Consider the following 26,540-nt stretch of genomic DNA (forward strand, 5'->3'; position numbering starts at 1 on the left):
GAACGAAGGCATATCAGGACATCCCAGGCAGGAATCGGACGACAAGGTCGATGAGTTTGATGCCGATGAACGGGGCGACGATGCCGCCCGCCCCGTAGATGGCGAGATTGCGGCTGAGCAGTTTCGACGCACTCGAGGGGCGATAGTCGACGCCGCGCAGAGCCAGCGGGATCAGCGCCACGATGACGATCGCGTTGAAGATCACCGCGGACAGGATCGCCGACTGCGGACTGTGCAACCGCATCACGTTGAGCACGTCCAGACCGGGGAACAACGCCACGAACAGTGCGGGAATGATCGCGAAGTACTTCGCGATGTCGTTGGCGATGGAGAAGGTCGTCAGCGCGCCCCGGGTGATCAGCAACTGTTTGCCGATCTCGACGATCTCGATCAACTTGGTCGGATCCGAATCCAGATCGACCATGTTGCCGGCTTCCTTGGCCGCCGACGTTCCGGTGTTCATCGCGACGCCGACATCGGCCTGCGCCAGCGCCGGAGCGTCGTTGGTGCCGTCGCCGGTCATGGCGACCAGGCGCCCGCCGGCCTGTTCGTTCTTGATCAGCGCCAGCTTGTCCTCGGGAGTGGCCTCGGCCAGGAAGTCGTCGACTCCGGCCTCGTCCGCGATCGCCTTGGCGGTCAGCGGGTTGTCGCCGGTGATCATCACGGTGCGAATCCCCATGCGGCGCATCTCGTCGAAGCGCTCCCGCATGCCCTGTTTCACCACATCCTTCAGATGGACCACACCCAGCAGCCGGGCGTTCCCGTCGAGCAGTTCGCCGACCACCAGCGGAGTGCCGCCGGAGGCGGAGATGCCGTCCACGGTCCGCCCGACGTCCTCCGGCACCGAACCACCATGGACCCGAACCCATTCCGTGACCGCACTCGCGGCGCCCTTGCGCAACCGATGCCCGTCCCGCAGATCCACCCCCGACATCCGGGTCTGGGCGGTGAACTCCACCCAGTTCGCGCCCGCGAGCTCACCAGGGGTGCGTTCGCGTTTGCCGTATGCGGATTTCGCGAACACCACGATCGAGCGGCCCTCGGGTGTTTCGTCGGCAAGGCTGGAAAGCTGTGCGGCGTCGGCCATCTCGTCCTCGGTGACGCCCGGCATGGCGACGAAGCTCGACGCCTGCCGGTTGCCGAGGGTGATGGTGCCGGTCTTGTCGAGCAGCAGCGTGTTCACATCGCCGGCGGCCTCGACCGCGCGACCCGACATCGCCAGCACATTGCGCTGAACGAGGCGGTCCATGCCCGCGATGCCGATCGCCGACAGCAATGCGCCGATCGTGGTGGGAATCAGGCAGACCAGCAGCGACACCATGACGATGCCGGTGATGCCGTGCGCGTTCAGCGCCGCGCTGTCGCCGACCCCCGGATTGTTCACCTTGGAGAAGATCGCCGGCGGCTGCAACGTCACGACCGCAAACACGAAGATGATCGTCAGCGCGGCCAGCAGGATGTTCAGCGCGATCTCGTTGGGTGTCTTCTGCCGCCTGGCGCCCTCGACCAGCGCGATCATCTTGTCGATGAAACTGCCGCCCGGCTCCTGGGTGATCTCGACGACGATACGGTCCGAGAGCACGGTGGTGCCGCCGGTGACCGCGGACCGGTCGCCGCCGGATTCGCGGATCACCGGCGCGGATTCCCCGGTGATCGCCGATTCGTCGACCGAGGCGATGCCCTCGACGACGTCGCCGTCACCCGGCACCACCTGCCCGGCCTCGACCACGACACAGTCGCCGCGCCGCAGTTCGGGTGCGGGAACCCGCTCCTCGACCGGCGCCTCGGCGCCCGGATGCCAGTTCACCAGCCGCCGGGCGACGGTGTCGGTCTTGGCTTTTCGCAGCGTATCGGCCTGGGCCTTACCGCGGCCCTCGGCGACGGCCTCGGCCAGGTTGGCGAAGATCACCGTCAGCCACAGCCAGATCACGATCGCCCACGCGAAGACCGTGGGATGGGCGACGGCGAGGATCGTGGACCACAGGGCGCCGATCTCCACGATCAGCATCACCGGATTGCGCCACAGCGTGCGCGGATCCAGTTTGCGCAGGGCCTCGGGCAGCGACCGCGCCAGCAGCGCCGGATCGAACATGCCCCGGGACTTCCGGCGCGAGGAAGGCTCGGCACCGCGCGGGGTGGCCACGGAATCGGTTGTCGGAGCGGTCATGTCAGTGGATTCCTTCGGCGAGCGGCCCGAGCGCCAGCATGGGCAGGAAGGTCAGGGCGACCAGGATCAGCGTCACGCCGGCGACCATGCCGACGAACTGCGGCCGGTGCGTCGGCAACGTGCCGATCGATTCGGGCGTATGGCCCTGGGCGGCCAGCGATCCGGCCAGCGCGAGCACCAGGATGATGGGAACGAACCGGCCGAACACCATCGCCAGGCCGAGGGCGGTATTCCACCAGACGGTGTTGCCGCTGAGCCCGGCGAAGGCCGAGCCGTTGTTGTTGGCGGCCGAGGTGAAGGCGTAGAGCACCTCCGACAGGCCGTGTGGACCGGAGTTCGCCATGGCCGCGCGCTCGCCCGGCAACGCCATCGCGATCGCGGTACCCACCAGCGCGATCAGCGGAGTGATCAGGAAATACGATGCGGCGAACTTGATTTCGCGCGGGGTGATCTTCTTGCCGAGATATTCCGGTGTGCGCCCGACCATCAGCCCGGCGACGAATACGGTGATCACCGCCAGGATCAGCATCCCGTACAGACCCGATCCGACACCGCCGGGCGCGACCTCGCCCAGCTGCATGTTCACCATGGTCATCATGCCGCCGAGGCTGGTGTAGGAATCGTGGGCGGAGTCGACGGCACCGGTGGAGGTCAGCGTCGTGGACGCGGCGAAGGTCGCGGAATCGGCTACGCCGAACCGTGTTTCGACGCCCTCGAGCGCCGAGCCGACCGCCGTCGGCACGGTGCCGTGATGGCGCAACTGCAGGAAGTTGGTCAGCGTCACGCTGATCAGCGCGAGCACGCCCATCACCGACGCGATCGCAAAACCCTGCTTGGTGCTGCCCACCATGCGGCCGAAGGTCCGCGGCAGCGAGAAGGCGATCAGCAGGATCAGGAAGATCTCGACCCAGTTGGTCCAGGCCGTCGGGTTTTCGAACGGGTGCGCGGAGTTGACGTTGAAGAAGCCGCCACCGTTGGTGCCCAGCTCCTTGATGCTTTCCTGCGAGGCGACCGGCCCGCCCGGAATCGTCTGCGTCGCACCGGTGATCGTCTGCGCGACCTGATCGTGCAGGTGGAAGTTCTGGATCGCGCCACCGGCGACGAGCACGATCGCGAACACGAACGCGATGGGCAGCAGGATTCGGAGGGTGCCGCGCACGAGGTCGACCCAGAAGTTGCCGAGGTCGCCGGTGTGGCGGCGAGCGAACCCGCGCACCAGCGCGACCGCGACCGCCATCCCGACCGCGGCCGAGACGAAGTTCTGCACGGCCAGGCCCGCCATCTGGACCAGATGTCCCTGCGTCGACTCACCGGCGTAGTTCTGCCAGTTGGTGTTGGTGACGAAGCTGATCGCGGTATTCCACGCCAGCGCCGCGGTCATCTCGGTCCCGGGCTCGTGCAGATGCAACGGCAGGTGGCCCTGAATCAGCTGCAGGAAGAACAGCGCCAGAACGCTCACCGCGGAGAAGGCCAGCACGCTGCGGGCGTAGACGCCCCAGGTCTGCTCCACTCCGGGCTGGACCCCGATGGCGCGATAGAGGAGGCGTTCGGCACGCGACTGTTTCGTGCCCGAATACACCCGGTACATGTAGTCGCCGAGCGGGAGGTGGACCGCCGCGAGCGCGATGATCAGGGTCGCCACGAAGACGACCCCGGCAGTGGTTGTGCTCACCTAGAACCTTTCCGGGAACAGCAGCGCCGCGATCATGTAGACGGCGACGCCGAGCGCCAGGATCAGACCGACGATGTTCTCGATCACAGCCGTTCCACCCCCCGTTGGAGCAGGCCGAGCAGGGCGAAGATCGCCACGGTCACGACGGTGAACACCGCGACAGACATAAGTGCAAACCTCTCTGTTGACGGCATCCGGAGCGGATGCGCCGCCAGAGAGTCAAGCGTCTCGAACGGTCCGTTCTCGACGGCCTTGACGGCTTCTTAGCGGCGCGGACGACGGCTTTGACGAGGTGCTTACGTCCCTCCAGCGTCCGCGAACGCGCCGTCAAAGTCAGCACCGGCCTCGTCAAGAAAGCGTCAAGATCGGCGAACGATCGCCCGCGCAGGTGCACAGTGTGTTGTCCGGTTCGCCCAGTCGACCGGCACATCGGCAATCATCGGGGTCGTGAGGAGAAGACAGTGCCGGATTTCGCGGTCGCGGCGATGGTGATCATCGTCTTCGTCAGCTGCGCGCTGGGTCTGCGCGTTGCCGGCGGGCGAACCACCCGGGTCGTCCGGGTTTCGCGCCGTCCACGTCGTCCGAATCGCGCGATGATGGACCTGTGAAGCGCGGACAACTACGCATCTACCTCGGGGCCGCGCCCGGCGTGGGAAAGACCTACGCGATGCTCGGCGAGGCGCATCGGCGGATAAGCCGTGGCCGCGACGTGGTCGCCGCGGTGGTGGAGACCCACGGCCGCAGCAAGACCGCGGAACTGCTCGAGGGCATCGAACGGATACCGCCGGCGATGCGCACCTACCGCGGCACGACCCTGCCCGAGCTGGATCTCGACGCGGTGCTGCGGCGGGCGCCGGCCGTGGCCCTGGTGGACGAACTCGCGCATACGAACGTGCCGGGATCGAAGAACGAGAAGCGCTGGCAGGACGTCCACGAACTGCTCGACGCCGGTATCGATGTCATCTCCACGGTCAACGTCCAGCATCTGGACAGCCTCAACGACGTCGTCGAGCAGATCACCGGCGTGGTGCAACGCGAAACCGTCCCGGATTGGGTGGTACGCGGCGCCGACCAGGTCGAACTGGTCGACATCACCCCGGAGGCATTGCGGCGCAGGCTTTCCCACGGCAACGTCTATACCGCCGACAAGGTCGACGCGGCGCTGCGCAACTACTTCCGGCCCGGCAACCTCACCGCGCTGCGCGAACTGGCCCTGTTGTGGCTGGCCGATCAGGTCGACGCGGCGCTGGCCAAATACCGTGCCGACCACAAGATCACCGCGACCTGGGAGGCGCGCGAACGCGTGGTCGTCGCGGTGACCGGCGGGCCGGAATCGGAGACGATCGTGCGCCGCGCGAGCCGCATCGCCACCAAATCCAGTGCCGAGCTGATCGTCGTGCACGTCGTGCGCGGCGACGGGCTGGCCGGGGTGTCGGCGCAACGGCTGCACCGGTTGCGTGAGCTCGCCGCCGGGCTCGGTTCCAGCCTGCACACGGTGACCGGCGAGAACGTGCCGAACGCCCTGCTGGATTTCGCCCGGCAGGTCAACGCCACCCAGCTGGTGGTGGGCACCTCACGGCGCTCGCGGTGGGCGCGGATTCTCGACCAGGGCATCGGCGCGACCGTGGTGCAGCGCTCGGGAACCATCGACGTCCACATGGTCACCCACGAGGAAGCGCAACGAGGGCTGCGCTGGTCGGCCCTGCTGCGGCGGCAGCGACCGACCGTGTCGTGGCTGGCCGCGCTGGTCGTGCCCACCCTGATCACCCTGGTCTGCTATCTGTGGCTGGATTCGCGACTGGATCTGGCCGGTGAGAGCGCGATGTACTTCATCGGCGTGATCGCGGTCGCGTTGCTGGGCGGTGTCGCGCCGGCCGCGCTGTCGGCGGTGCTGGGCGGGTTGCTGCTGAATTGGTTCTTCACCACCCCACGCCACAGCCTCACCATCGCCGAACCCAACAATTTCCTCACCATCGTCGTGATGGCGGGGGTTGCCGTGGCGGTCGCGGCGCTGGTCGACATCTCGGCCAATCGCACCCGCGAGGCACGCACGGCCTCGCGCGAAGCCGAGTTGCTGACCCTGTTCGCCGGCGCGATCCTGCACGGCGCCGACCTGCCCGATCTGCTCGAGCGCGCCCGCGAGATCTACCGTCAGCGGGCGGTGAGTTTCGTCAGCGACGCCGAGGTGATCGCCTGCGTCGGTGACGATCCGGCGCGCACCCCCGGCGCCGCCGATACCGCGATCGGAGCCGGCGACGAGGAACACTGGCTGCTGCTCAGTGGGCGCGCGCTGACACCCGGGGACCGCCGGGTGCTCGCCGCGGTGGCCGGGCAGGCGGCCGGGCTCGTGCGCCAGCGTGAACTCGCCGACCAGGCCCAGGCGGCCGCCGGTGTGATGGCGGCCGCCCGGCTGCGCCGCGCACTGCTGTCGGCGGTCAGCCACGACCTGCGCACGCCGCTGGCCGCGGCCAAGGCGGCGGTATCGAGTCTGCGCAGCGAGGACGTGCAGTTCTCCCCCGCAGATACCGCCGAATTACTGGAAACCATCGAGGAATCCACCGATCAGCTCACCGCGCTCGTCGGCAATCTGCTCGACTCCTCGCGGCTCGCGGCCGGCGCCGTGGAACCCAACCTCAAACAGGTCTACCTGGAGGAGGTGGTCAACCGCGCGGTCGTCGGCGTCGGGATGGGGACCCGCGGTGTGCGGCAGGCGGCGATGGACCGGGTGAAGGTCGAAGTCGGCGAGGTGTCGGTCTATGCCGACAGCGGCCTGCTGGAACGGGTGCTGGCCAATTTGATCGACAACGCGCTGCGCTACTCGGCGCCGGCCGGAACGACGGTCCCCGACACACCGGTGCGGGTTGGCGCCGAACGCGACGGCGGCCGGGTATCCATCACAGTGGTCGACTACGGTCCGGGCGTTCCGACCGGACTCGAGGACCAGATGTTCGAGCCGTTCCAGCGATTGGGCGACCGCGACAATTCGACCGGTGTGGGCCTGGGCCTGTCGGTGGTCCGCGGATTCGTCGAGGCGATGGGCGGGACCGTACACGCCGAACCGACGCCGGGAGGTGGGCTGACCATGGTGATCGAGTTGCCGGCAGGAGAGACACAGGAGGCGTCGTGAGCGATACTGCGCAACCCGCTCGCGCCGCCGACCGGGTGCGGGTGTCCCGCAAGACACAGGAGGCGTCGTGAGCAACACTGCGCAGCCCGCTCGCGCCGCCGACCGGGTGCGGGTGTCCCGCAAGACACAGGAGGCGTCGTGACATCGGCCGAACGACCGCCGGCCGCGACCCGCGTGCTGGTCGTCGACGACGAACCGCAGATCCTGCGCGCGCTGCGGATCAATCTGTCGGTGCGTGGCTACGAGGTGATCACCGCCGCCACCGGCGCTGCGGCCCTGCGGGCGGCCGCGGAGAAACACCCCGACGTGGTTGTGCTGGATCTCGGCCTGCCCGATATCGACGGTGTCGAGGTACTGGCCGGAATTCGCGGCTGGAGTTCGATGCCGGTGATCGTGCTGTCCGCCCGCACCGATTCCTCGGACAAGGTGCAGGCCCTCGACACCGGCGCAGACGACTACGTCACCAAACCGTTCGGCATGGACGAACTGCTGGCCCGCCTGCGGGCGGCGGTGCGGCGTTCCGCCTCGACGGCCGAGGAGTCGGCGCCGATCGTGGAAACGTCCTCGTTCACCGTCGATCTCGCGGCGAAGAAGGTCATCCGCGGCGGCCGCGATGTCCACCTCACGCCCACCGAATGGGGTGTGCTGGAAATGCTGGTGCGCAATCAGGGCAAACTGGTGGGCCGCCGGGAACTGCTGCGCGAGGTGTGGGGCCCGACGTATGCGACCGAAACCCACTATCTCCGGGTGTATCTGGCGCAGCTGCGGCGCAAGCTCGAAGACGACCCTTCCCAGCCGAAACATCTGCTCACCGAGGCCGGTATGGGGTACCGATTCCAAGCCTGATCCGAGCCCGGCCACGCCCGGCAGAACCGGTGATATCGGACACAACGGCCTCCACACGCCGTGGTGAAAGCCGGTGTGCGGTGCGGATACGCCGGGCACGATGGCAGGATCGACGGTATGTCCGAACAGACCGCCAACTCCGCCGCACCCACCGCCGCCGCTGCGCAGCCCGCGACCGTCGCAGCCGCCCCGCAGGCCAAGGCGCCGAAGCCGGTGACCGAATTGTGGGTGGAGCGGACCGGCACCCGCCGCTACACCGGGCGCAGCTCGCGCGGAGCCGAGGTACTCATCGGCTCCGACGGCGTCGAGGGCGTCTTCACCCCGGGCGAGCTGCTGAAGATCGCGCTGGCCGCCTGCACCGGGATGAGTTCGGACTTCCCGCTGTCCAACCGGCTGGGCGAGACCTACGACACCACGATCCGCGTCTCCGGCGACGCCGACCGCGAGAACGAGGTGTATCCGGAACTGAACGAGATCGTCGAACTGGACCTGTCCGAACTCGACGAGGCCGGGCGCCAGCGCCTGCTGGTCACCGTGCAGCGCGCCATCGACAAGGTGTGCACGGTGGGACGGACGCTGAAGGCGGGCACCACGGTGAATCTGACGTTCCAGATCGACAAGATCGACTCGTGAGCCCCGACCCCGTCCGGCTCAGCGCCTGGGTGCACGGCCTGGTTCAGGGCGTCGGGTTCCGCTGGTGGACGCGAGCGCGGGCGCTGGAGCTCGGTTTGGTGGGCCACGCCCGCAACACCCGGGACGGGCGCGTGCACGTGGTGGCCGAGGGTCCGCGACCGGCGTGCGAGCGTTTGCTGGCATTGTTGCGGTCGGGTGACACGCCTGGTCGAGTCGACCTGGTTGTGGAAAACTGGGGCGCCGCCCTCGGCGGAATCACAGGCTTCGAGGAACGGTAGCGGCGGGGATACAGGAGTCGATCGTTGGCAACACATGAGCCGGGCGGCGGACCCGGGGATCGGGATTCGCACGACCCCCGCGACACCCCGTCCGCGGGAGAAGACAGCACCGGGGGCGGCACGGAATCCGGCGAGTCGAAGGGAATCGGCGCCTCGGATCCGACGGTGCGTTTCGGCGCGCGGCCCGAAGGCGAGCGCGAAACCGGCGCATCCGAGGCGGAACCGACGAGACGCCTGGGCGAACCGGACCCCACCCTCCCGAATCCGCGGACCGCGCCGACTCTCCCCGGCACGCCCATCCTGCCCGGCTTCCCCGACCCGGCCTCGACGATTCCCGGCCCGGCTACCCCCGGTGCGCCGAACCCGCTGTCGGACAACGCTTTCGGCGCCGATGCCGGTGGGCCGGCCGATCCCGAGGGTGAAAATTCCGGTGCCGCAGGCGAATCCGACAGACCCCGGCGCCTGCGCGGAAGTATGCAGCGGCAGGAGGCCGGCGTCACCCAGCCCCGTCCGCCGACGGTGGCCGAGGCGCGGGCGCGCGACAAGGCCCGCAAACGCGCCGAAGAGGCGGAACGGGCCGCGGCGGAGGCCGCGGAAACCAAGCGGCGCAAGCGCAAACGGCTGCTCATCGGCGGCGTGGCGGTGGCCGGCATCGCCGCGGTGGTGGGTACCGGATATCTCGCCTACCAGGCCGCACACCGGCCCGCGAACGTGACCGCCTACTGCATCACCGACGACAACGGGCAACAGCAGGTCGTACCCGACGACGACTGTGTGCGCGCCCAGTCCTACGCGAGTACCGGCGGCTATTACGGCGGTGGCGGCCTGGGACCGGGCATCTTCCTCTACAACGGCCACCAGTACCGCTACTACTACGGCGGCAACAACACCGTCGGGCGTGCGCCCGTCGGCGGCAGCACGGTCGCGCCGAAGAAGGCCACCGTGAGCACCAAGAGCGGGACCGTCGTACGAGGCGGTCTCGGCAGTAAATCCGGTTCCACCAGTGGAGGCTCCTAGATGCGTCGGATGCGCAACCGGCAACGTACCGGCTGGCAGAAGATCATCGCCGATCAAGGGCTGGTATTCGGCTCGCCCGGCCGCGACGCGAACGGACAGTCGCGCCCGTACTGGGACGAATCGGTGCACTACGAATTCGATCTCGACGAGATCCTCGCGCTCGAGGCCCAGGTCGAGGTGCTGCATTCGATGTGCCTGCACGCGGTCGAGCAGATCGTGCTCACCGAGCGCTTCGCCGATTTCGGCCTGCCCGAATGGAGTTGGGAGCCGATCAAGAAGTCGTGGCATCGCAGCGACCCGTACGTCTACGGGCGTTTCGATCTGCGCTACGACGGCCGCGGTCCGGCGAAACTGCTGGAGTACAACGCCGATACGCCGACCTCGCTGCTGGAAGCGGCCATCGTGCAGTGGCACTGGCTCACCGACGTCTACCCCGACGACGACCAGTGGAATTCGCTGCACGAGCGCCTGGTCGAGCGCTGGGGCGAGCTGCTCGACCAGCTGCCCACCAATCAGCTGCACTTCACCTGGTCCTCGGCCGACGCCTCCGGCGAGGACAACGTGACCACCGCGTATATGCAGGAGACCGCCGCCGAGGCCGGTTTCGACACCATCGCGCTGCCGATCGAGGAGATCGGATTCGATACCGAGCTGGAGCGTTTCGTCGATCTGGCCGAGGCGCCGATCGGTTCGATCTTCAAGCTGTATCCGTGGGAGTGGGCGCTCGACGACGATTTCGGCAAGCGCGTGGTGGACTCCATCCCCGAGACCGCCTGGGTCGAACCCCTCTGGAAGACGCTGCTGTCCAACAAGGCGCTGCTGGCGGTGCTGTGGGAGATGTATCCCGGGCATCCGAATCTGCTGCCGGCCTATCTCGACGACCCGCACGAGCTCACCGAGTACATCCGCAAACCGAAGCTGGGCCGCGAGGGCGCCAATATGACCATCGTCGGCGCCGGGATGGAGACCTCGACCGGCGGCGTGTACGGCGAGGAGGGGTTCGTCTACCAACTTCTCGATCCGCTACCGGATTTCGACGGCCTGCGGCCGGTCCTGGGCGCCTGGATCGTCGGCGACACCTCGGCCGGTCTCGGCATCCGCGAATCCCCCGGCCTGATCACCGACGACGGCTCCACCTTCGTTCCGCATCGCATTCCGACCAAGTAGCATTCAGCGACTCGATCAACATCACCGGAGGAATCTGTGTCGTCCACCCTCGCGCTCGAATCAGGGTATTGGAGCTCCGTCGGGCACGGCGTCGGCGCGATCGCGCTGTACGCGGTGCTGGGTCTGGCCCTGATGCTGATCGGATTCCAGGCCATCGACAGTTCCACGCCCGGACCGCTGCGCAAGATGGTCGCCGCCGGTAATCCGAACGCGGTCGTCATCGCCTCCGCGGGCATGGTGAGTATGGCGTTGATCGTGGTGCTGGCGATCTACTCCTCCGGCGGCCGGCTCGTCGAGGGCCTGATCGCCACCGGCATCTACGGGCTGGTGGGCATCATCGCGCAGGTGGTCTCCATCCGGCTGCTGGAATGGCTGGTCGGCCTGCACATCGGCGATCTGCTGAAATCGTCCAGCTACCAGATTCAGTCGCTGCTGGTGGCCGCCGCGCATCTGGCGATCGGCATGGTCGTCGCATTCGCGATCCTCTGAGCGGGCCCGGTTCGCCGCGAGGGGTCACCGCGCGGTGAACGCCAGGAGTTCATCCAACGGCAGGCTGTTGATGATGCGATCGGCCGGGACCTCGTTCGCCTCGGCGCGTTCACAGCCGTAGCCCTGCCAATCCAGCTGGCCGGGGGCGTGCGCATCGGTATCGATGCTGAAGTAGCAGCCCATCTCCACGGCCAGGCGCAGCAGCCGGCTCGGTGGATCGAGCCGTTCGGGACGGCTGTTGATTTCCACGGCCGTCCCGTAACGGCGGCAAGCCTCGAAGACGAGTTCGGCGTCGAACGACGATTCCGGCCGGATGCCGCGATTACCGGCGACCAAGCGCCCGGTGCAGTGGCCGAGGATGTCGACGTTCGGATTCGCCACCGCGTACACCATGCGTTTGGTCATGGTCGCCGAGTCGGCGCGCAGGTTCGAATGCACGCTGGCCACAACGACATCCAGGCGAGCGAGCAGCTCGGCCTCCTGGTCGAGGGTGCCGTCGTCGAGGATGTCGACTTCGATACCGGTGAGAATGCGAAACGGCGCGAGCCGCTCGTTGAGTTCGGCGACCACGTCCAGCTGGCGGCGCAACCGCTCCGCGGAGAGTCCGTTGGCGACTTTCAACCGCGGCGAATGATCGGTCAGCGCACAGTATTGGTGGCCCAGCGCCTGCGCGGTGCGCATCATCTCCTCGATCGGGCTGCCGCCGTCGGACCAGTCGGAGTGGGTGTGCAGATCGCCCCGCAGCAACGCGCGGACCTCGCCACCGGCGGGTGCGATCGGCTTTGCGGCGGAACGCAATTCGGTCAGTCGCTGCGGTACGGCGCCGGCGGACGCCTGTTCGATCACCGCCGCGGTCTTCGGGCCGATGCCCGAAAGTTCCTGCCAGGCACCGGATTCGCGGTAACGCTCGAAATCGGCGTCCGAGAGGTCGGCCACCACATCGGCCGCCCGCCGGTAGGCCTTGACGCGATGGGTCTGCGCGCGATCGCGTTCCATCCAGAACGCGATCTCGCGCAGCGCGGCCACCGGATCCGGAACCTGGCCGCCCACTAGGGCAACCGGCTGTATTTGATGAACGACACTCCGTCCTCGAACACCCGGCCGGTGAGCACCCGGAACAGCGCCGGCTCGGGCAGCCGCGGTCCCGCGCCGAACAGCGGCCGGCCGTGCCCCAGCACGATCGGATACAACTTGAGAAAGATCTGGTCGATCTCCGGCAGCAGCGCCTGTGCCAGTTCACCGCCGCCGCACAACCAGATACCCGAGCCCTTCTCCTGCTTGAGCCCGCGCACGCGCCCCAGCGGGTCGGAGGAGATCAGCTCGACGTCCGGATCCGGATCGCCGGGCAGGGTGGTCGACACGACGAACTGCCGCAGATGTGAATACGGGCTCGACGTGCCGGTCCGCACCCCGAAATCGTGGGTCTTGCGACCCATGATCACGGTGTCGAAACTTTCGCCCGGACTGTCGATCCCGAGCGATTCCCGGATCTTGGTCGGTAACGTCTCCGGATACTGCGCGGTGATGGCGGGGCCGTGGTCACCGCCGACCGGGAAGAAGTCGACCGATCCGTCCGAGGTGGCGATATACCCGTCGATGGTCGAGGCCACGAAGTAGGTGAGCTTGCGCATCCGCTCTCCCTTCGTACGAAGTGGCTTTATCGGACACACCGCAAATTTAGCGCGTGCTCGCCGCTATCGCCGGGGCTTCGGCTGGCAGCGCGGACAGGAGTAGGACGAGCGGTTCATGAACTTCTCGCGGCGGATCGGCGCGCCGCAGCGACGGCACGGTTCGTCCTCGCGGCCGTAGGCGGCCAGCGACCGCTCGAAGTATCCGGAATTGCCGTTGACGTTGACATACAGCGCGTCGAAGGAGGTGCCGCCGGCGTCGAGGGCCGCACCCATCACCGCCTGCACCTCGCTCAGCAGCCGCCGCAGCGCGGGCCGGGTGAGCGCCGCGGCGGGGCGTTCGCCGTGGATGCGGGCTCGCCACAACGCCTCGTCGGCGTAGATGTTGCCGATACCCGAGACCACCGTCTGATCCAGCAGCACCCGCTTGATCTCGGAGGATTTGGTCCGCATCCGCGCGACCACGGCCTCGGTGTCGAAACGGGGGTCGAGCGGATCGCGCGCGATGTGGGCGACCGATTCCGGCAGTTCCTCACCGTCGAGAGCGATGAGCCGGTTCAGCGCCCAGCCACCGAAGGTGCGCTGATCGATGAAGCGCAGCTGGGTGCCGTTGTCGAGTCCGGCGACGATATGCGCGTGCTTCTCCAGCGGCGCCTGCGCGGACTGTACGAGCATCTGCCCGCTCATCCCCAGGTGGACGACGAGTGCGGCATCGGGATCGTCGAAGGTCAGCCAGAGGAATTTGCCGCGGCGGCGGGCGGATTCGATCCGCAGGCCCGCCATCCGGCCGGCGAGATCGTCACCGCCGAGTTCGTGGCGGCGCACCGACCGCGGATGTTTGACCAGGACCGATTCCACGACGTGGCCGACGACGTGCTCCTCGAGTCCGCGCCGGACCACCTCGACCTCGGGCAGTTCGGGCATCAGTCACCGGCTTCGGCGGAACCGTCCGCGGTGAGCGCCTGCCACGCAGCGCCCGCGGCCTTCTGCTCGGCTTCCTTCTTCGACCGGCCGACGCCCTGCCCGTAGGCTTGGCCACCGATCACCGCGGTGGCGGTGAATTCCTTGTCGTGGTCGGGACCGGTCGAGGTGATCTCGTAGCTGGGCACGCCGATGCCGCGTTCCGCGGTGAGCTCCTGCAGACTGGTCTTCCAATCCAGGCCGGCGCCCATCCGGGGACCGCGTTCGAGCAGTTCGGCGAACAGCCGCAGCACGACTCCGCGCGCGACCTCGATGCCGTGTTGCAGATGGACCGCACCCAGCAGCGACTCCATCCCATCGGCGAGAATGCTCGCCTTGTCCCGGCCGCCGGTGAGTTCCTCGCCCTTACCGAGCAGCAGATGACGGCCGAGGCCGCCCTCACCCAGGCCGCGCGCGACCTCGGCCAGGGCATGCATGTTCACCACACTGGCGCGCAGTTTGGCGAGCTCGCCTTCGGATTTCTCCGGATGCTCGAGGTACAGGCGCTCGGTGATGCTCAGACCGAGAACCGAATCGCCCAGGAATTCCAGGCGTTCGTTGGTCGGCAGCCCACCGTTCTCGTAGGCGTAGGAACGGTGGGTGAGCGCCAGCCGGAGCAGGTCCGGACGCACCTCCACGCCGAGCGCTTCCAGAAGGCTGGCGTGGTCAGCGGCATCGCCCGCTGCGGGTGCGTCCGCTTCGTCCTTACCGGCGGTCACTTCGCGGCTACCCGATCGGCAGATCAGATGGCCGAGGTGACCTGGCGGCCCTTGTAGGTACCGCAGTTCGGGCACGCGATGTGCGGGAGGGTCTTCTGACCGCACGCCCGGTTCGGGCAGGTGATCAGGGTCGGCGCGGTGGCCTTCCACTGGCTGCGCCGCGAGTGGGTGTTGGCACGAGACATCCGGCGCTTCGGAACGGCCACGACTACTTCTCCTCTGTCGTCGAACTTGCCGAACCATGGCGGTCGGCAAGAGATCGGTCTACGTCTGATGGGGCGTCGGAGACGCCGGAGCTGGGGGTTTCGCTCGCGAATTTCGCAAGCCCCGCCCAGCGAGGGTCCAGTATCTCATGCGTGTGATCCGGACCCGCAATCGCCATCCGGACACCGCATTCCGGGCACAGCCCGGCGCAATCGGGTTCGCACAGCGGCTGCAGCGGCAATTCCAGACCGACGGCGTCGGTGACCACCGGCTCGATGTCGATCATGTCGTCGACGAGCCGGTAGATCTCGTCTTCCTCGGTGGTCTGCTCGGTCGCGCTGTCCGGATAGGCGAACAGTTCGGTGATCTCGAGTTCCAGATCGTCGGTGAACGACTCCAGGCAGCGCGAGCACTCCCCCTCGATGGGCGCCGACACCGAACCGGTGACCAGCACGCCCTCCGAGACCGCCTGCAGGGTCAGATCGAGGTCGATCTCGGCACCGGCCGGGATCGCGATCAGGTCCAAGCCGATCTTCTCGGGGGCGGTGACGACCCGATGCACCCGCCGGATCGAGCCCGGGGCGCGCCCCAGACTGCGGGTGTCCAGCACGAAATCCGCGTCGGTCTGACGACGACGCGAACCGGGACCGGACTGGGCGGACATCGGACACTCACTCACGTTTCGAGGGGGTTTGGGCAACCACTCCACAGTACGCGAACTGCGCCGATCCCCCCAAATCCCGGAACGAGCGCGGGCAGATCAGCGCCGGAAGTCGGCGGCGTAGTCCGGAATGCCGGTCCCCGAACGCAATTGCTGGCGACCACGGCCCACCGTCCGCAGCGTCGAGTGCAGCGTCTCCTCGAAATCGGCGAGCTGGGAATCGACATAGTGATCGCATTCCTCGCGCAGCCGGTCGGCCTCGGTCTGCGCGGCGTCGATCAGGCGCGCGGATTCGGCGTGCGCGGCCCGCACCACCTCGGTCTGCGAGACCAGGCGCTCCTGTTCGGCCTGCCCCTCGGCCACCGATCGGTCGTAGGAGGCCTGGCCCGCCGCGATCATCCGCTCCGATTCGGTGCGGGCGCGGCCGGTGAGCGCCTCGTACTCGGCCTTACCGTCGGTCACGATGCGATCGGCCTCGGCCTGTGCGGTCGCGACCAGGTGATCGGCATGCGCGCGGGCCTCGGCGACCATCCGGTCGGCGTGGGCCTTGGCGTCGGCCAGCAGCCGGTCGGCCTCCTCGCGGGCGCCGGCGACGGTCTGTTCGGCCTGGTCGTTCGCGCCGGTCACCGTGGCGTCGGCGGTATTGCGGGCATCGGAGACGATCTTGTCGCGGTGGTCGAGCACGTCCTGGGCGTCGTCGAGTTCGCCGGGCAGCGCCTCACGCACGTCGTCGAGCAGTTCCAGCACATCACCGCGAGGCACGATGCAATTGCGAGTCGGCGGGATACCCCGCGCCTCTTCGACGATCGCGACCAGTTCGTCGAGTGCCTCGAATACGCGATACATCCTGCTGACCCCACTCTCGTGCCGAACTACTGCTCTCGGCCCAGTGTGCCCGCATCCCGCGTGTCTGCCCAGATCACCTTCGGTGTGTCGGATGGTGTTTCCTATCCCACACAAATCAAGTGGAGGAAATCTCTCCGCTTGGTGCTATCTTTTTCTACTGAGCGGTAGACCAGCCGGAACCCGTCACCCTCGGCGTCCGGCACTGTGCGATCGGAACGACAATGGTTGTCCTTTATCCGGCACCTCCGGGTATGTGGGTGAACCCACAGCCCGATCCGGGCGTATCCATCGTTCGCAGCGAACTGCCGGCCGAGACGCCGGAGCCGCAGCAGTCCCCGCCCGTTGCCGGCCGCCTCGCCTCGCGCTTCGCCGACTATCTGCGCGGGGACCACTGGCTGTCGCAACTCGTCCGGTTCGCGCTGGTCGGCGGTTTCAGCAATATCGGCTACTTCCTGCTCTTCTTGGCCTGCTACAGCGGCGGGCCGCAGCTGGCCAACCTGACCGGATCCATCGTCAGCACGGCACTCGCCAACGAACTGCACCGCCGCCTCACCTTCCACGCCGCCGACCGGGTCGGCTGGCTCGCCGCCCAACTCGAGGGCGGTGGACTGGCGCTGGCCGGACTCGCCATCACCTCGGGGGCGCTGGCGGTGCTCGACATCGCGGCGCCCGGCCTCGACGACGTCGCCGAGGCGATCGCCGTCATCGGCATCACCGCCGGAGTCGGCACCCTGCGCTTCCTCACGCTGCGGCTCTGGGTGTTCTGACTGTTCTGATCGCGGTGTTCCGATCGCCGGGCCTTCCTGGACGGGGTGCGGCTGCAACCTGGTCATCTGTGCAAGGAACCGAGTCTCCTTACCCCACGTCCTAACTCAGCAAACGTCGTTGCGAGTTCTCATCGTGGGAGGTTCGGCAATGCACCACCGTTCGGAGAACCACTGTCCGGGAAGCCCCATCATCTGGCGGGCCGGTCTGCGCTCGGCCACCTCCCCGCGCCCGCGGGTACCGGTCCCCTGTCCTCTTCTCCCTCGCCCGCGCCGCACCCGGCCGTATCAGGACCCGCAATGACGCACCGCGACACGCGTGCCGAAACCTTGTGCCGCGCAAGCCGGTCAACGGTCCAGGGCGGGGTCGCCGGACTGCACCGGCGCCGAGACGCGGTCTCGGCGGGGGTCGGCGACGACGAGATCCGGCGGCGGTGCGCGATCGGGAGCTGGCGGCGGGTGCGGCGCGGGGCGTACGCCGAGGCCTCGCTACTCGCGGAATTGGACGGCGTGGCACGGCACCGGCTGGCGGTGGCCGCACTGCTGCCGGAGATGGCGGCCGATGCCGTGGTGAGCCACCAATCGGCGGCGGTCGTGCTGGGTGCGCCGATGTCGCCGGCACTGCTGGACCGCGTGCACGTGACACGCAATCGACGCCACGGCGGGCGCATCAAACCGAATCTGCAGGTGCATTGCGCGCCCGTCCCCGTAGTGGCCGAACGGCACGGGCTGCTGGTCACCAGTCCCGCCCGCACGGTCATCGATCTGGCTCGCACCCTTCCGTTCGAATCGGCGGTCGTCGTCGGCGATGCCCTCGCTCGCGAATTCGGCATCACCGCACCGGCATTGGCGCGCGAACTGGCCTGCGCCCGGGGCCGGCGCGGCGTCGACGGCGCCCGGCACGTGGTCGGTTTCCTCGATCCGCGCAGCGCCGGAGTCGACCACTCCCGGATCCGGGTGTTGCTGCGGCTGCTCGGCTTCCCGCCGGCGTCCGCGGGTGGGGTGATCCATGCCGAGGACGGGAGAGTGCTGGGGACGGCCGACCTGTATCTCGGCCGAACCGGGGTGGTGCTCGAGGTCGATGGGCACCGCCCGAGCAGAGCGGGGGCGCATGGCGGTCCGTCGCGCCGCCCGCCGGATGCGGTGTTGCGGCGCTACGGATTTCAGCCGGTCCGCACCACCTGGCGCGGTTTGAGTACGGGAGGCACCGCGGAACGCGTGCACGCTGCGCTGAGCCGGTCCCGCGAGCAGCGCCCCCGCGGTTACATCCGCCCCGCGCCCCTCCCGCCGCCGACGCCACTGCGGCTGCGTGCGCTGTGACGACCACGATCGGCTCGGCCCGCCCCGACCTGTTAGCGTCGCTGCATGGCTGGAGCACTGTGTCCCGGGTCCTTCGATCCGGTGACCAACGGGCATATCGACGTCATCTCGCGCGCGGCTGCGCAGTTCGACGAGGTCGTCGTGACCGTGATGATCAACAAGAGCAAGCAGGGCATGTTCAGCGTCGACGAGCGGATCGAGATGTTGCGCGAGGCGACCGCCGATCTGCCCAACGTACGGATCGAATCCTGGTACGGGCTGCTGGTCGATTTCGCTCGCGAACAGGGCATCACCGCCATGGTCAAGGGTCTGCGCGATGCCACCGATCTCGGATACGAGATGCAGATGGCCCAGATGAACAAGCACCTCTCGGGCGTCGACACCTACTTCCTGGCCACCAACCCGGCGCTGAGCTTCCTGTCCAGCTCCCTGGTCAAGGAGGTGGCGACCTTCGGCGGCGACGTCACCGGCATGTTGCCGCCGGCCGTGCACAAACGCCTGCTCGCCCGCATCGCCGAACGCCGCGGCTGAGTCGGTCGCCGTGGCGGCGGGAGCCACCGCGGCGGCAGGCCTTGCCGGCGGAACGACCGTCGACCGAGCCCGAGGCCGGGATTATCCGTGGTATTCCGCCAGATCGACGCGAGTTTCGCCGTATCGGCGCGACTTCAACGCCGAATAGCCTGCGGGCCATGCCGTTTCCGGTGATCGCGCCGACCGCTCGACGACGATCAGCGCGTCCCCGCACAACCAGCCGTTGGCCGACAACGCCCGCAGGTCGGCCTCGACAGCGGCGTCGGCGACCGCGTAGGGCGGGTCGGACAGCACCAGGTCGTACGGTTCGGCGGGTGCTGTCGCCAGCACGGAAGCGACTGTGCCCAGGCGCAATTCGGCGCCGGGCACATCCAGATCCGCGATATTGCCGCGAATCACCGCGGCCGCCTTGCGATCGGATTCGATCAGCAGCGCATGGGACGCACCGCGCGACAGCGCCTCCAGACCGAGGGCCCCCGACCCGGCATAGAGGTCGAGTACCCGGATGCCGTCGAAATCCATGCGCGCGGAAAGCGCGTTGAACAGCGCTTCCCGCACCCGGTCCGAGGTCGGCCTGGTTCCCGCGGGCGGAACCCGCAGCCGGCGACCACCGGCCGCGCCCGCGACGATCCGGGTCACCGCGATCCCTCCGCCACGGCAAGCCGAGGGCAAGCGCGAGCCGGTCCGTGACCGATCACGGCCGGCCCTCGCCTCGCGAGCGAATGTGGCTGACCGGCATCGTCATTCGGCCGATGTCTCGTTCATGCGCAGTTCCACCAGCAGGTCGCCGCCTTCCACCTGCTGCACCGTGCCGATCGCCACCCGGGCGACGACTCCGGCGCGGGGTGCGGTGATGGCGGCCTCCATCTTCATGGCCTCGATGGTGCCGACCGTGTCACCGGCGGCGACCGTGTCGCCCTCGCCGACGGTCAGGGTGACGACACCGGCGAAGGGTGCGGCGATGTGGCCGGCGTTGTTCTTGTCGGCCTTCTCCGCCACCGGAACCTCGCTGGCGATCGAGCGGTCGCGCACCTGCACCGGACGCAGCTGCCCGTTGAGAATGCACATCACCGTGCGCATGCCGCGCTCGTCCGGCTCCGAGATCGCCTCGAGGCCGATGAGCAGGGTGACGCCCTTCTCCAGTTCGACGCGGTGTTCCTCACCGTGGCGCAGACCGTAGAAGAACTGGTTCGCCGACAATCCGGTGGTGTCGCCGTACTTCTCCCGATGCGCCAGGAATTCCGCGGTCGGAGCGGGAAACAGCAATCGGTTCAACGTCTCTCGGCGCTGCTGTGACGAACCGTCCAGTGCCGCGGCGTCTTCCGCGGTCAGCGGCACTTCCGGCTTCGCCGGGCCGCGACCTTCGAGGGCGCGGCTGCGGAAGGGTTCGGGCCAGCCGCCCGCCGGGGTGCCGAGTTCGCCACGCAGGAAACCGATGACCGAGTCCGGGATGTCGTAGCGCGCGGGGTCGGTGGCGAAATCGTCCACGTCCACGCCCGATCCGACCAGCGACAGGGCCAGATCGCCGACCACTTTGGAGGACGGGGTGACCTTCACCAGCCGGCCCAGCAGCCGGTCGGCGGCCGCGTATTTGGCCTCGACCTCTTCGAACCGGTCGCCCAGCCCGAGCGCGATGGCCTGTTGCCGCAGATTCGACAGCTGCCCGCCGGGGATCTCGTGGTGGTACACCCGCCCGGTCGGCCCCGGCAACCCGGACTCGAAGGGCGCGTAGACCTTTCGCAGTGCCTCCCAGTACGGCTCGAGGTCGCAGACGGCATCGAGGTTCAGCCCGGTGTCGTAGGGCGAATGCGCGGCCGCGGCGACGATCGCCGAGAGCGCGGGCTGGCTCGTGGTGCCTGCCATCGGCGCGCTCGCCCCGTCCACGGCGTCGGCGCCGGCCTGCCAGGCGGCCAGGTAGGTGGCGAGTTGCCCGCCCGGAGTGTCGTGGGTGTGCACGTGCACCGGCAGATCGAAGTTGCTGCGCAGCGCGGTCACCAGCGTGTGCGCGGCCGGCGCCCGCAGCAGCCCGGCCATGTCCTTGATGCCGATCACGTGCGCGCCGGCCTCGACGATCTGCTCGGCGAGCTTCAGGTAGTAGTCGAGGGTGTAGAGGTTCTCGTCCGGATTCGACAGATCACCGGTGTAGGACATCGCGACCTCGGCCAGCGCGGTGCCGGTCTCGCGTACCGCGTCGATCGCCGGCCGCATCTGATCCACATTGTTCAGCGCGTCGAAGATCCGGAAGATATCAATACCGGTACCGGTCGCTTCTCGCACGAACGCCCGCGTCACCTGCTCCGGATACGGCGTGTACCCGACGGTGTTGCGCCCGCGCAGCAGCATCTGCAAGCAGATGTTCGGAATCGCCTCCCGCAGCGCGGCCAGCCGCTCCCACGGGTCCTCGTACAGGAAGCGCAGCGCCACATCGTAGGTCGCGCCACCCCAGCATTCGACCGAGAGCAGTTCCGGGGTCATCCGCGCCACGTGCCCGGCGACGGTCAGCAGTCCGCGCGTGCGCACCCGCGTCGCGAGCAGCGACTGATGGGCGTCGCGGAACGTGGTGTCGGTGACGCCGACCGCGTCGCGCTCCCGCAACCACCGCGCGAAACCCTCGGGTCCCAGTTCGAGCAGACGCTGGCGGGTGCCGTCCGGCGGCGGCGCACTCAGATCGATCGCCGGCAGCTTGTCGTGCGGGTAGACCGCCGTCGGCCGCTCACCGTGCGGCTTGTTCACGGTCACGTCGGCCAGATAGCGCAGGATGCGGGTGCCGCGGTCGGCCGAACCGCGCTGGGTCAGCAGTTCCGGGCGCTCGTCGATGAACGAGGTGGTGATGCGTCCGGCGCGGAAATCCGGATCGTCGAGCACGGCCTGCAGGAAGGGGATGTTGGTGGCCACGCCGCGGATGCGGAATTCCGCCACCGCGCGCCGGGCCCGCGCCACCGCCGCGCCGAAGTCGCGGCCGCGACAGGTCAGCTTGACCAGCATGGAGTCGAAGTGGGCGCCGACCTCGGCGCCGAGATTCGCACCGCCGTCGAGCCGGATGCCACCGCCGCCGGGCGATCGGTAGGCGGTGATGCGGCCGGTGTCGGGACGGAATCCGTTGGCCGGATCCTCGGTCGTGATCCGGCACTGCAGCGCGGCACCGTGAATCGACACGCTGTCCTGACTCAGCCCCAGATCCGCCAGCGACTCGCCGGCCGCGATGCGCAACTGCGACTGCACCAGATCCACATCGGTGATCTCCTCGGTCACCGTGTGCTCGACCTGGATCCGCGGGTTCATCTCGATGAAGTGATGCCTGCCCTGCTTGTCGAGCAGGAACTCCACGGTGCCGGCGTTGCGGTAACCGATCTTGCGGGCGAACGCGACCGCGTCGTTGCAGATCTTTTCCCGCAGTGCGGGATCGAGGTTCGGGGCCGGCGCGAGTTCGATGACCTTCTGGTGCCGCCGCTGCACCGAACAGTCGCGCTCGAAAAGGTGGATGACATTACCCTCGCCGTCGGCGAGGATCTGCACCTCGATGTGCCGCGGGTCCACCACGGCCTTCTCCAGGAACACGGTCGCGTCGCCGAACGCGGACTCCGCCTCGCGCGCGGCGGCCTCGATGGACTCGCGCAGGTTCGCCGGGTCGTCCACCCGTCGCATCCCGCGCCCGCCACCACCGGCGACCGCCTTGACGAACACCGGGAATCCGATTTCGTCGGCTGCCGCGATCAGCTCGTCCACATCGGTGGACGGGCGCGACGAGCCCAGCACCGGCACCCCGGCGTCCCGCGCGGCCGCGACGGCGCGGGCCTTGTTCCCGGTCAGCTCCAGGATTTCCGCGCTCGGACCGACGAACGTGATACCCGCTTCGGCGCAGGCGAGCGCGAGATCGGGGTTCTCGGAGAGGAAGCCGTAGCCCGGGTAGACCGCGTCGGCGCCGGCCTTGCGGGCCGCGCGCACGATCTCCTCGACGGACAGATAGGCGCGCACCGGGTGACCCTGCTCGCCGATCTCGTAAGCCTCGTCGGCCTTGAGCCGGTGCAGCGAGTTGCGGTCCTCGTACGGGAACACCGCTACCGTGCCGGCGCCGAGCTCGTAGCCGGCGCGGAACGCACGGATGGCGATCTCGCCGCGGTTGGCGACCAGTACCTTCCGGAACATGCCCGGTCCTTCCTGTTACGTGCGGATCGGTGGATGGATGACGTTACCTTGCCGATCCCGTACGGCGGGAGTTCCGTTCCGGGTGATGGACATCATCGCGGTACGCAGGTTTGGCTCGCCCGCGGGGACGGGCTCGGTCCGGATCAGTCGCCGGAGACGGTGCAGAGCAGGCGGTTCGCGGTGCCGTCGGGCAGGCCGGTGAGCACGTTCTGCGTCGCGTTCGTGACGATTCCCTGCGTGATCTCCGCCGGAGTGGCCGATGGGTGTTCGGAGCGATAGAGAGCTGCGGCGCCCCCGACGAAGGCGGCAGCCATGTTGGCGCCCGAAGCGGCACTGGGGCTGGTGTTGGTCGCCGAAACCACGTCCACACCGGGTGCGAACACATCGACCGCGGCGCCGAAATTGGACTTGGCGGCGATCTTGTTTTCGGCATCGACGGCGCCGACTGTCAGCGCTTCGGCCACGCGGCCGGGCGAGGAATTCGCGGCGTCGACGGCAGACCAGCCCGCGGGGACGGCGACCGGCATCACCGCGGTCAGCGCGCGCACGGCGGCGTCGAGCTGGTCGTTGGCGGGGCCACCGATACCGAGCACGGCCACCGCGGGCTGCTTCGCGTTCTTCGCCACCCAGTCCAGGCCGGAAACGATGTTGGTGAGGTCGCCGGACCCGTTGTCGTCCAGCACGCGCACCGGCACGATGTGCACACCCTTGGCCACGCCGTAGTCCTTGCCGCCGACGATGCTGGCCAGCCGGGTGCCGTCACCGTTGCCGTCGCTCGCGTCGTCGTTGCCCTCGACGAAGTTCTTGCCCGGTTCGACACGGCCTTCGAAATCGGGCTGCTTCGCGTCGACACCGGTGTCGATGACATACACCGTCACGTCGGCGGCGGTCGTGTCATAGCGATAAAGGTGATCAGTGGCGCCGTCACGCTGGTCTATCCGGTCCAGGCCCCAGTTCGGCGGGTTCTCCTGGCTCATCGGATCGGCGAGCGCCGGGGCCGCGAAGGAGCCGGCCACGACGGCGGTGAACAGGACGGTGAGGATTCGCGCGGGAAACTTGAGCACGATTCACGGTGACGCCGCGCCCACGGCGGGACAAACGCTGTCCCACTATCGAGCGAGCATCGACTCGCTCACCCTTGTCCAGCCGGCCACCGTCGAGTCCACAAAGGACAAAGCTTCCGATCGCCCAGACGGTGCGGACTCACGACTTCTCCAGGAATTCGGCGCGCTCGTCGTCGACTACGGACGCCACCATCTGCCGCAGGCCAGGGTGCTCGTCCAGCGACGGGTCGCCCTCGACGACCTCCTGCGCACGGGTACGGGCTTCGGCGATCATGTCCTCGTCACGCAACAGGGACAACAGCTTCAACCCGGACCGCTTGCCCGACTGCGCGGCGCCCAGGATGTCGCCCTCGCGGCGCAGCTCCAGATCCAGCCTCGACAGCTCGAAACCGTCCGTTGTGGACTCCACCGCGGCCAGCCGCTCACGGGTGGACGTGCCGTCGATGGTCTCGGTGACCAGCAGGCACAACCCCGGCACGGAACCCCGGCCGACCCGGCCGCGCAACTGGTGCAGCTGGCTCACGCCGAACCTGTCGGCGTCGAGGATCACCATCGCGGTCGCGTTCGGCACGTTCACGCCGACCTCGATCACCGTGGTGGCGACCAGCACGTCGACCTTCGCCGCCGCGAAGGCACGCATCACCGCGTCCTTGTCGTCCGCGGGCATCCGGCCGTGCAGTATCCCGAGCCGCAGCCCGGCCAGCGGCCCGCCGGACAGCTCTTCGGCGACCTCGAGCACCGCCAGCGGCGGGCGGCGGTCGCTGCCGTTCTTGTCCGAGGCGGGCTCATCACCGATCCGCGGGCACACGACGTACGCCTGGTGCCCCTTCTGGACCTCTTCGCGCACGCGCTGCCAGACGCGATCCAGCCACGCCGGCTTCTCCGCGACGGGCACCACCGTGGTCGCGATCGGGGACCGGCCGACCGGCATCTGGCGCAGCGCCGAGATTTCCAGGTCGCCGTAGACCGTCATCGCCACCGTGCGCGGGATCGGGGTGGCCGTCATGACCAGCACGTGCGGGCTGGTGTCGTTCGCCCCGCGAGACCGCAGCGCGTCCCGCTGCTCCACCCCGAACCGGTGCTGCTCGTCGACCACCACGAGACCCAGCTCGGCGAAGGACACCGAGTCCTGGATCAGCGCGTGCGTACCAACCACGATGCCCGCCGCGCCACTCGCCGCGTCCAGCAGCGCCTGCTTGCGTTCCTTGGCGGGCATGGACCCGGTGAGCAGCGTGATCTTCGTGGCTTCCTCGGCCGCGCCGAGCTCACCGGCCTGGCCGAGCTCACCGAGCATCTCGCGCAGGGAACGCGCGTGCTGCGCGGCCAGCACCTCGGTGGGGGCGAGCATCGCGGCCTGCCGCCCGGCATCGACCGCCTGCAGCATCGCGCGCAGGGCCACGATCGTCTTGCCACTGCCGACTTCACCCTGCAGCAGGCGGTTCATCGGATGCTCGGTGGAGAGGTCGGCGGCGATGTGTTCGCCGACCTCGCGCTGCCCATCCGTGAGGTCGAAAGGCAGTTGCTTGTCGAAGGCCGCGAGGATGCCGCTCTCCTTCGGCGGGCAGGCGGGCGCGGGCCGGGCGCCCGCGGAATGCCGACGCTGCGCGAAGATCAGCTGGATCGCCATCGCCTCGTCCCACTTCAACCGGGTGCGCGCGGCGTCCAGCGCACCCTGGTCCGGCGGGCGGTGGATGTGCCGCAGCGCGTCGAAGAGGCCGACGAACCCGTACGACGCCAGCAGTTCGGCGGGCATCGGGTCCGGCTCCGGCTCCAGGGTGTCCAGCACCTGCCGCACACAGCGCGCGATCGACCAGGAAGGCATCCCCGACGCGGCCGGGTAGACCGGGATGATGGCACCGAGGAAATCGTCCACAGTGGACTCGGAATCCTCGTCGAGCATCTGGTACTCGGGGTTGGACAGCTGCAGGGTGTTCCGGAAGGCGGTGACCTTGCCCGCGAACAGGCCGGTCTTGCCCAGTTTCAGCTCACGCTCGCGCTGGTGCGCATTGCCGAAGAAGGCGCACGACAGCCGGCGGTGGCCGTCGGTGATCGTCATTTCCAGGATCCAGCCGGGTTTGTTGCGCATCCGGCGTTTGTTGACCTTTTCGATCCGCGCCATCACGGTGGCGTGCTCGCCGATCTCCAGCCCCGCGATGTCGGTCAGCTCGCCGCGCTCGGCATACCGCCGGGGATAGTGCCGCAGCAGGTCGCCGACCGTGTGGATGTCCAGCGCCTCGGCCAGCGCGGTGGCCGTTTTCCCGCCCAGCAACGGGGTCAGCTTGTCACCAAGGACAGTCATTC

The 26,540-nt window shown here is 68.4% G+C and carries 25 protein-coding genes; 11 read left to right on the top strand and 14 right to left on the bottom strand.

Translation table 11 applies throughout. The features are described 5' to 3' along the window. Positions 1–13 precede the first annotated feature (13 nt). From kdpB to kdpF, 3 genes are read right to left on the bottom strand one after another with little or no spacing between them, the layout of a single operon-like run. Positions 14–2,167, bottom strand: coding sequence for a potassium-transporting ATPase subunit KdpB (gene kdpB / locus VHD82_RS10850; protein WP_325700561.1), 2,154 nt, complete (start codon positions 2,165–2,167; stop codon positions 14–16). Between the two features lies 1 nt (position 2,168). Beyond that, entirely contained in the window at positions 2,169–3,839 is a 1,671-nt protein-coding gene (gene kdpA / locus VHD82_RS10855) for a potassium-transporting ATPase subunit KdpA (protein WP_325700564.1), read from the bottom strand. Then, on the bottom strand, positions 3,840–3,926 hold the full coding sequence (gene kdpF, locus VHD82_RS10860) for a K(+)-transporting ATPase subunit F (protein ID WP_104363013.1): 87 nt from the start codon (positions 3,924–3,926) through the stop codon (positions 3,840–3,842). A 374-nt stretch (positions 3,927–4,300) separates the two neighbouring features. On the opposite strand from kdpF, the gene VHD82_RS10865 reads away from it, so the two are divergent. The 8 genes from VHD82_RS10865 (at position 4,301) to VHD82_RS10900 (ending at position 11,396) form a co-directional block, all read left to right on the top strand. After that, on the top strand, positions 4,301–4,447 hold the full coding sequence (locus tag VHD82_RS10865; protein WP_156055458.1) for a hypothetical protein: 147 nt from the start codon (positions 4,301–4,303) through the stop codon (positions 4,445–4,447). Beyond that, positions 4,444–6,966 (top strand): sensor histidine kinase KdpD, encoded by a 2,523-nt coding sequence (locus VHD82_RS10870; protein WP_325700570.1) that lies wholly within the window; start codon positions 4,444–4,446, stop codon positions 6,964–6,966. The genes VHD82_RS10865 and VHD82_RS10870 overlap by 4 nt, the downstream gene beginning before the upstream one ends. 138 nt (positions 6,967–7,104) lie before the next feature. After that, positions 7,105–7,812: a response regulator gene (locus VHD82_RS10875; RefSeq protein WP_063018042.1), complete on the top strand. Its 708-nt coding sequence runs from the start codon at positions 7,105–7,107 to the stop codon at positions 7,810–7,812. Between the two features lie 117 nt (positions 7,813–7,929). After that, positions 7,930–8,445 carry an OsmC family protein gene (locus tag VHD82_RS10880; RefSeq protein ID WP_081879222.1) on the top strand — a complete coding sequence of 172 codons (516 nt, stop codon included), beginning with the start codon at positions 7,930–7,932 and terminating at the stop codon, positions 8,443–8,445. Beyond that, positions 8,442–8,723, top strand: a complete 282-nt coding sequence (locus VHD82_RS10885; protein WP_030513032.1) for an acylphosphatase — start codon at positions 8,442–8,444, stop codon at positions 8,721–8,723. Before VHD82_RS10880 ends, VHD82_RS10885 begins: the two co-directional genes overlap by 4 nt. A gap of 24 nt (positions 8,724–8,747) precedes the next feature. Then, entirely contained in the window at positions 8,748–9,740 is a 993-nt protein-coding gene (locus VHD82_RS10890; protein WP_245922266.1) for a hypothetical protein, read from the top strand. Beyond that, positions 9,741–10,907, top strand: coding sequence for a glutathionylspermidine synthase family protein (locus tag VHD82_RS10895; protein WP_063018044.1), 1,167 nt, complete (start codon positions 9,741–9,743; stop codon positions 10,905–10,907). Between the two features lie 36 nt (positions 10,908–10,943). Next, positions 10,944–11,396: a DUF350 domain-containing protein gene (locus VHD82_RS10900; RefSeq protein ID WP_063018046.1), complete on the top strand. Its 453-nt coding sequence runs from the start codon at positions 10,944–10,946 to the stop codon at positions 11,394–11,396. A gap of 24 nt (positions 11,397–11,420) precedes the next feature. On the opposite strand, the gene VHD82_RS10905 is transcribed toward VHD82_RS10900, so the two are convergent. The 7 genes from VHD82_RS10905 to VHD82_RS10935 all read right to left on the bottom strand — a co-directional run bounded on the left by VHD82_RS10905 (position 11,421) and on the right by VHD82_RS10935 (position 16,414). Next, positions 11,421–12,446, bottom strand: coding sequence for a PHP domain-containing protein (locus VHD82_RS10905; RefSeq protein WP_325700581.1), 1,026 nt, complete (start codon positions 12,444–12,446; stop codon positions 11,421–11,423). Continuing rightward, a complete protein-coding gene (locus VHD82_RS10910; RefSeq protein WP_030513027.1) occupies positions 12,446–13,027 on the bottom strand; it encodes a dihydrofolate reductase family protein in 582 nt (193 codons plus the stop codon). The genes VHD82_RS10905 and VHD82_RS10910 overlap by 1 nt, the downstream gene beginning before the upstream one ends. A gap of 63 nt (positions 13,028–13,090) precedes the next feature. Beyond that, on the bottom strand, positions 13,091–13,948 hold the full coding sequence (gene mutM, locus VHD82_RS10915; RefSeq protein ID WP_030513026.1) for a bifunctional DNA-formamidopyrimidine glycosylase/DNA-(apurinic or apyrimidinic site) lyase: 858 nt from the start codon (positions 13,946–13,948) through the stop codon (positions 13,091–13,093). Further along, the gene (gene rnc, locus VHD82_RS10920) at positions 13,948–14,703 is read right to left on the bottom strand and encodes a ribonuclease III (protein WP_063029135.1); all 756 of its coding nucleotides are present in this window, start codon (positions 14,701–14,703) and stop codon (positions 13,948–13,950) included. The genes mutM and rnc overlap by 1 nt, the downstream gene beginning before the upstream one ends. A 23-nt stretch (positions 14,704–14,726) precedes the next feature. Continuing rightward, entirely contained in the window at positions 14,727–14,909 is a 183-nt protein-coding gene (gene rpmF / locus VHD82_RS10925) for a 50S ribosomal protein L32 (protein WP_030513024.1), read from the bottom strand. Positions 14,910–14,911: 2 nt separating this feature from the next. Next, positions 14,912–15,571 carry a YceD family protein gene (locus tag VHD82_RS10930; RefSeq protein ID WP_063018052.1) on the bottom strand — a complete coding sequence of 220 codons (660 nt, stop codon included), beginning with the start codon at positions 15,569–15,571 and terminating at the stop codon, positions 14,912–14,914. A 96-nt stretch (positions 15,572–15,667) separates the two neighbouring features. Further along, on the bottom strand, positions 15,668–16,414 hold the full coding sequence (locus tag VHD82_RS10935; RefSeq protein WP_063018054.1) for a DivIVA domain-containing protein: 747 nt from the start codon (positions 16,412–16,414) through the stop codon (positions 15,668–15,670). A 257-nt stretch (positions 16,415–16,671) separates the two neighbouring features. Between VHD82_RS10935 and VHD82_RS10940 the strand changes: the two genes are divergently transcribed. From VHD82_RS10940 to coaD, 3 genes are all read left to right on the top strand, one after another. Next, complete coding sequence (locus tag VHD82_RS10940; protein WP_231983106.1) at positions 16,672–17,181, top strand: GtrA family protein; 510 nt, start codon at positions 16,672–16,674, stop codon at positions 17,179–17,181. 297 nt (positions 17,182–17,478) lie between these two features. Further along, positions 17,479–18,498: a hypothetical protein gene (locus VHD82_RS10945; RefSeq protein WP_325700594.1), complete on the top strand. Its 1,020-nt coding sequence runs from the start codon at positions 17,479–17,481 to the stop codon at positions 18,496–18,498. A 45-nt stretch (positions 18,499–18,543) separates the two neighbouring features. Then, positions 18,544–19,029, top strand: a complete 486-nt coding sequence (gene coaD / locus VHD82_RS10950; RefSeq protein ID WP_030513019.1) for a pantetheine-phosphate adenylyltransferase — start codon at positions 18,544–18,546, stop codon at positions 19,027–19,029. Positions 19,030–19,110: 81 nt separating this feature from the next. Here the strand turns inward: coaD and rsmD are convergent, their stop codons facing one another. The 4 genes from rsmD to recG all read right to left on the bottom strand — a co-directional run bounded on the left by rsmD (position 19,111) and on the right by recG (position 26,538). Further along, positions 19,111–19,668 (bottom strand): 16S rRNA (guanine(966)-N(2))-methyltransferase RsmD, encoded by a 558-nt coding sequence (gene rsmD, locus VHD82_RS10955; RefSeq protein ID WP_325700599.1) that lies wholly within the window; start codon positions 19,666–19,668, stop codon positions 19,111–19,113. Positions 19,669–19,770: 102 nt separating this feature from the next. Beyond that, a complete protein-coding gene (locus tag VHD82_RS10960) occupies positions 19,771–23,175 on the bottom strand; it encodes a pyruvate carboxylase (protein ID WP_325700602.1) in 3,405 nt (1,134 codons plus the stop codon). 143 nt (positions 23,176–23,318) lie between these two features. Then, entirely contained in the window at positions 23,319–24,152 is an 834-nt protein-coding gene (locus tag VHD82_RS10965) for a S8 family peptidase (RefSeq protein ID WP_325701245.1), read from the bottom strand. Between the two features lie 226 nt (positions 24,153–24,378). Then, positions 24,379–26,538 (bottom strand): ATP-dependent DNA helicase RecG, encoded by a 2,160-nt coding sequence (recG, locus tag VHD82_RS10970; RefSeq protein WP_325700605.1) that lies wholly within the window; start codon positions 26,536–26,538, stop codon positions 24,379–24,381. Between the last annotated feature and the right edge of the window lie 2 nt (positions 26,539–26,540).

It is taken from the genome of Amycolatopsis sp. (assembly GCF_035546795.1).
Classification (GTDB): Bacteria; Actinomycetota; Actinomycetes; order Mycobacteriales; family Pseudonocardiaceae; genus Amycolatopsis_E.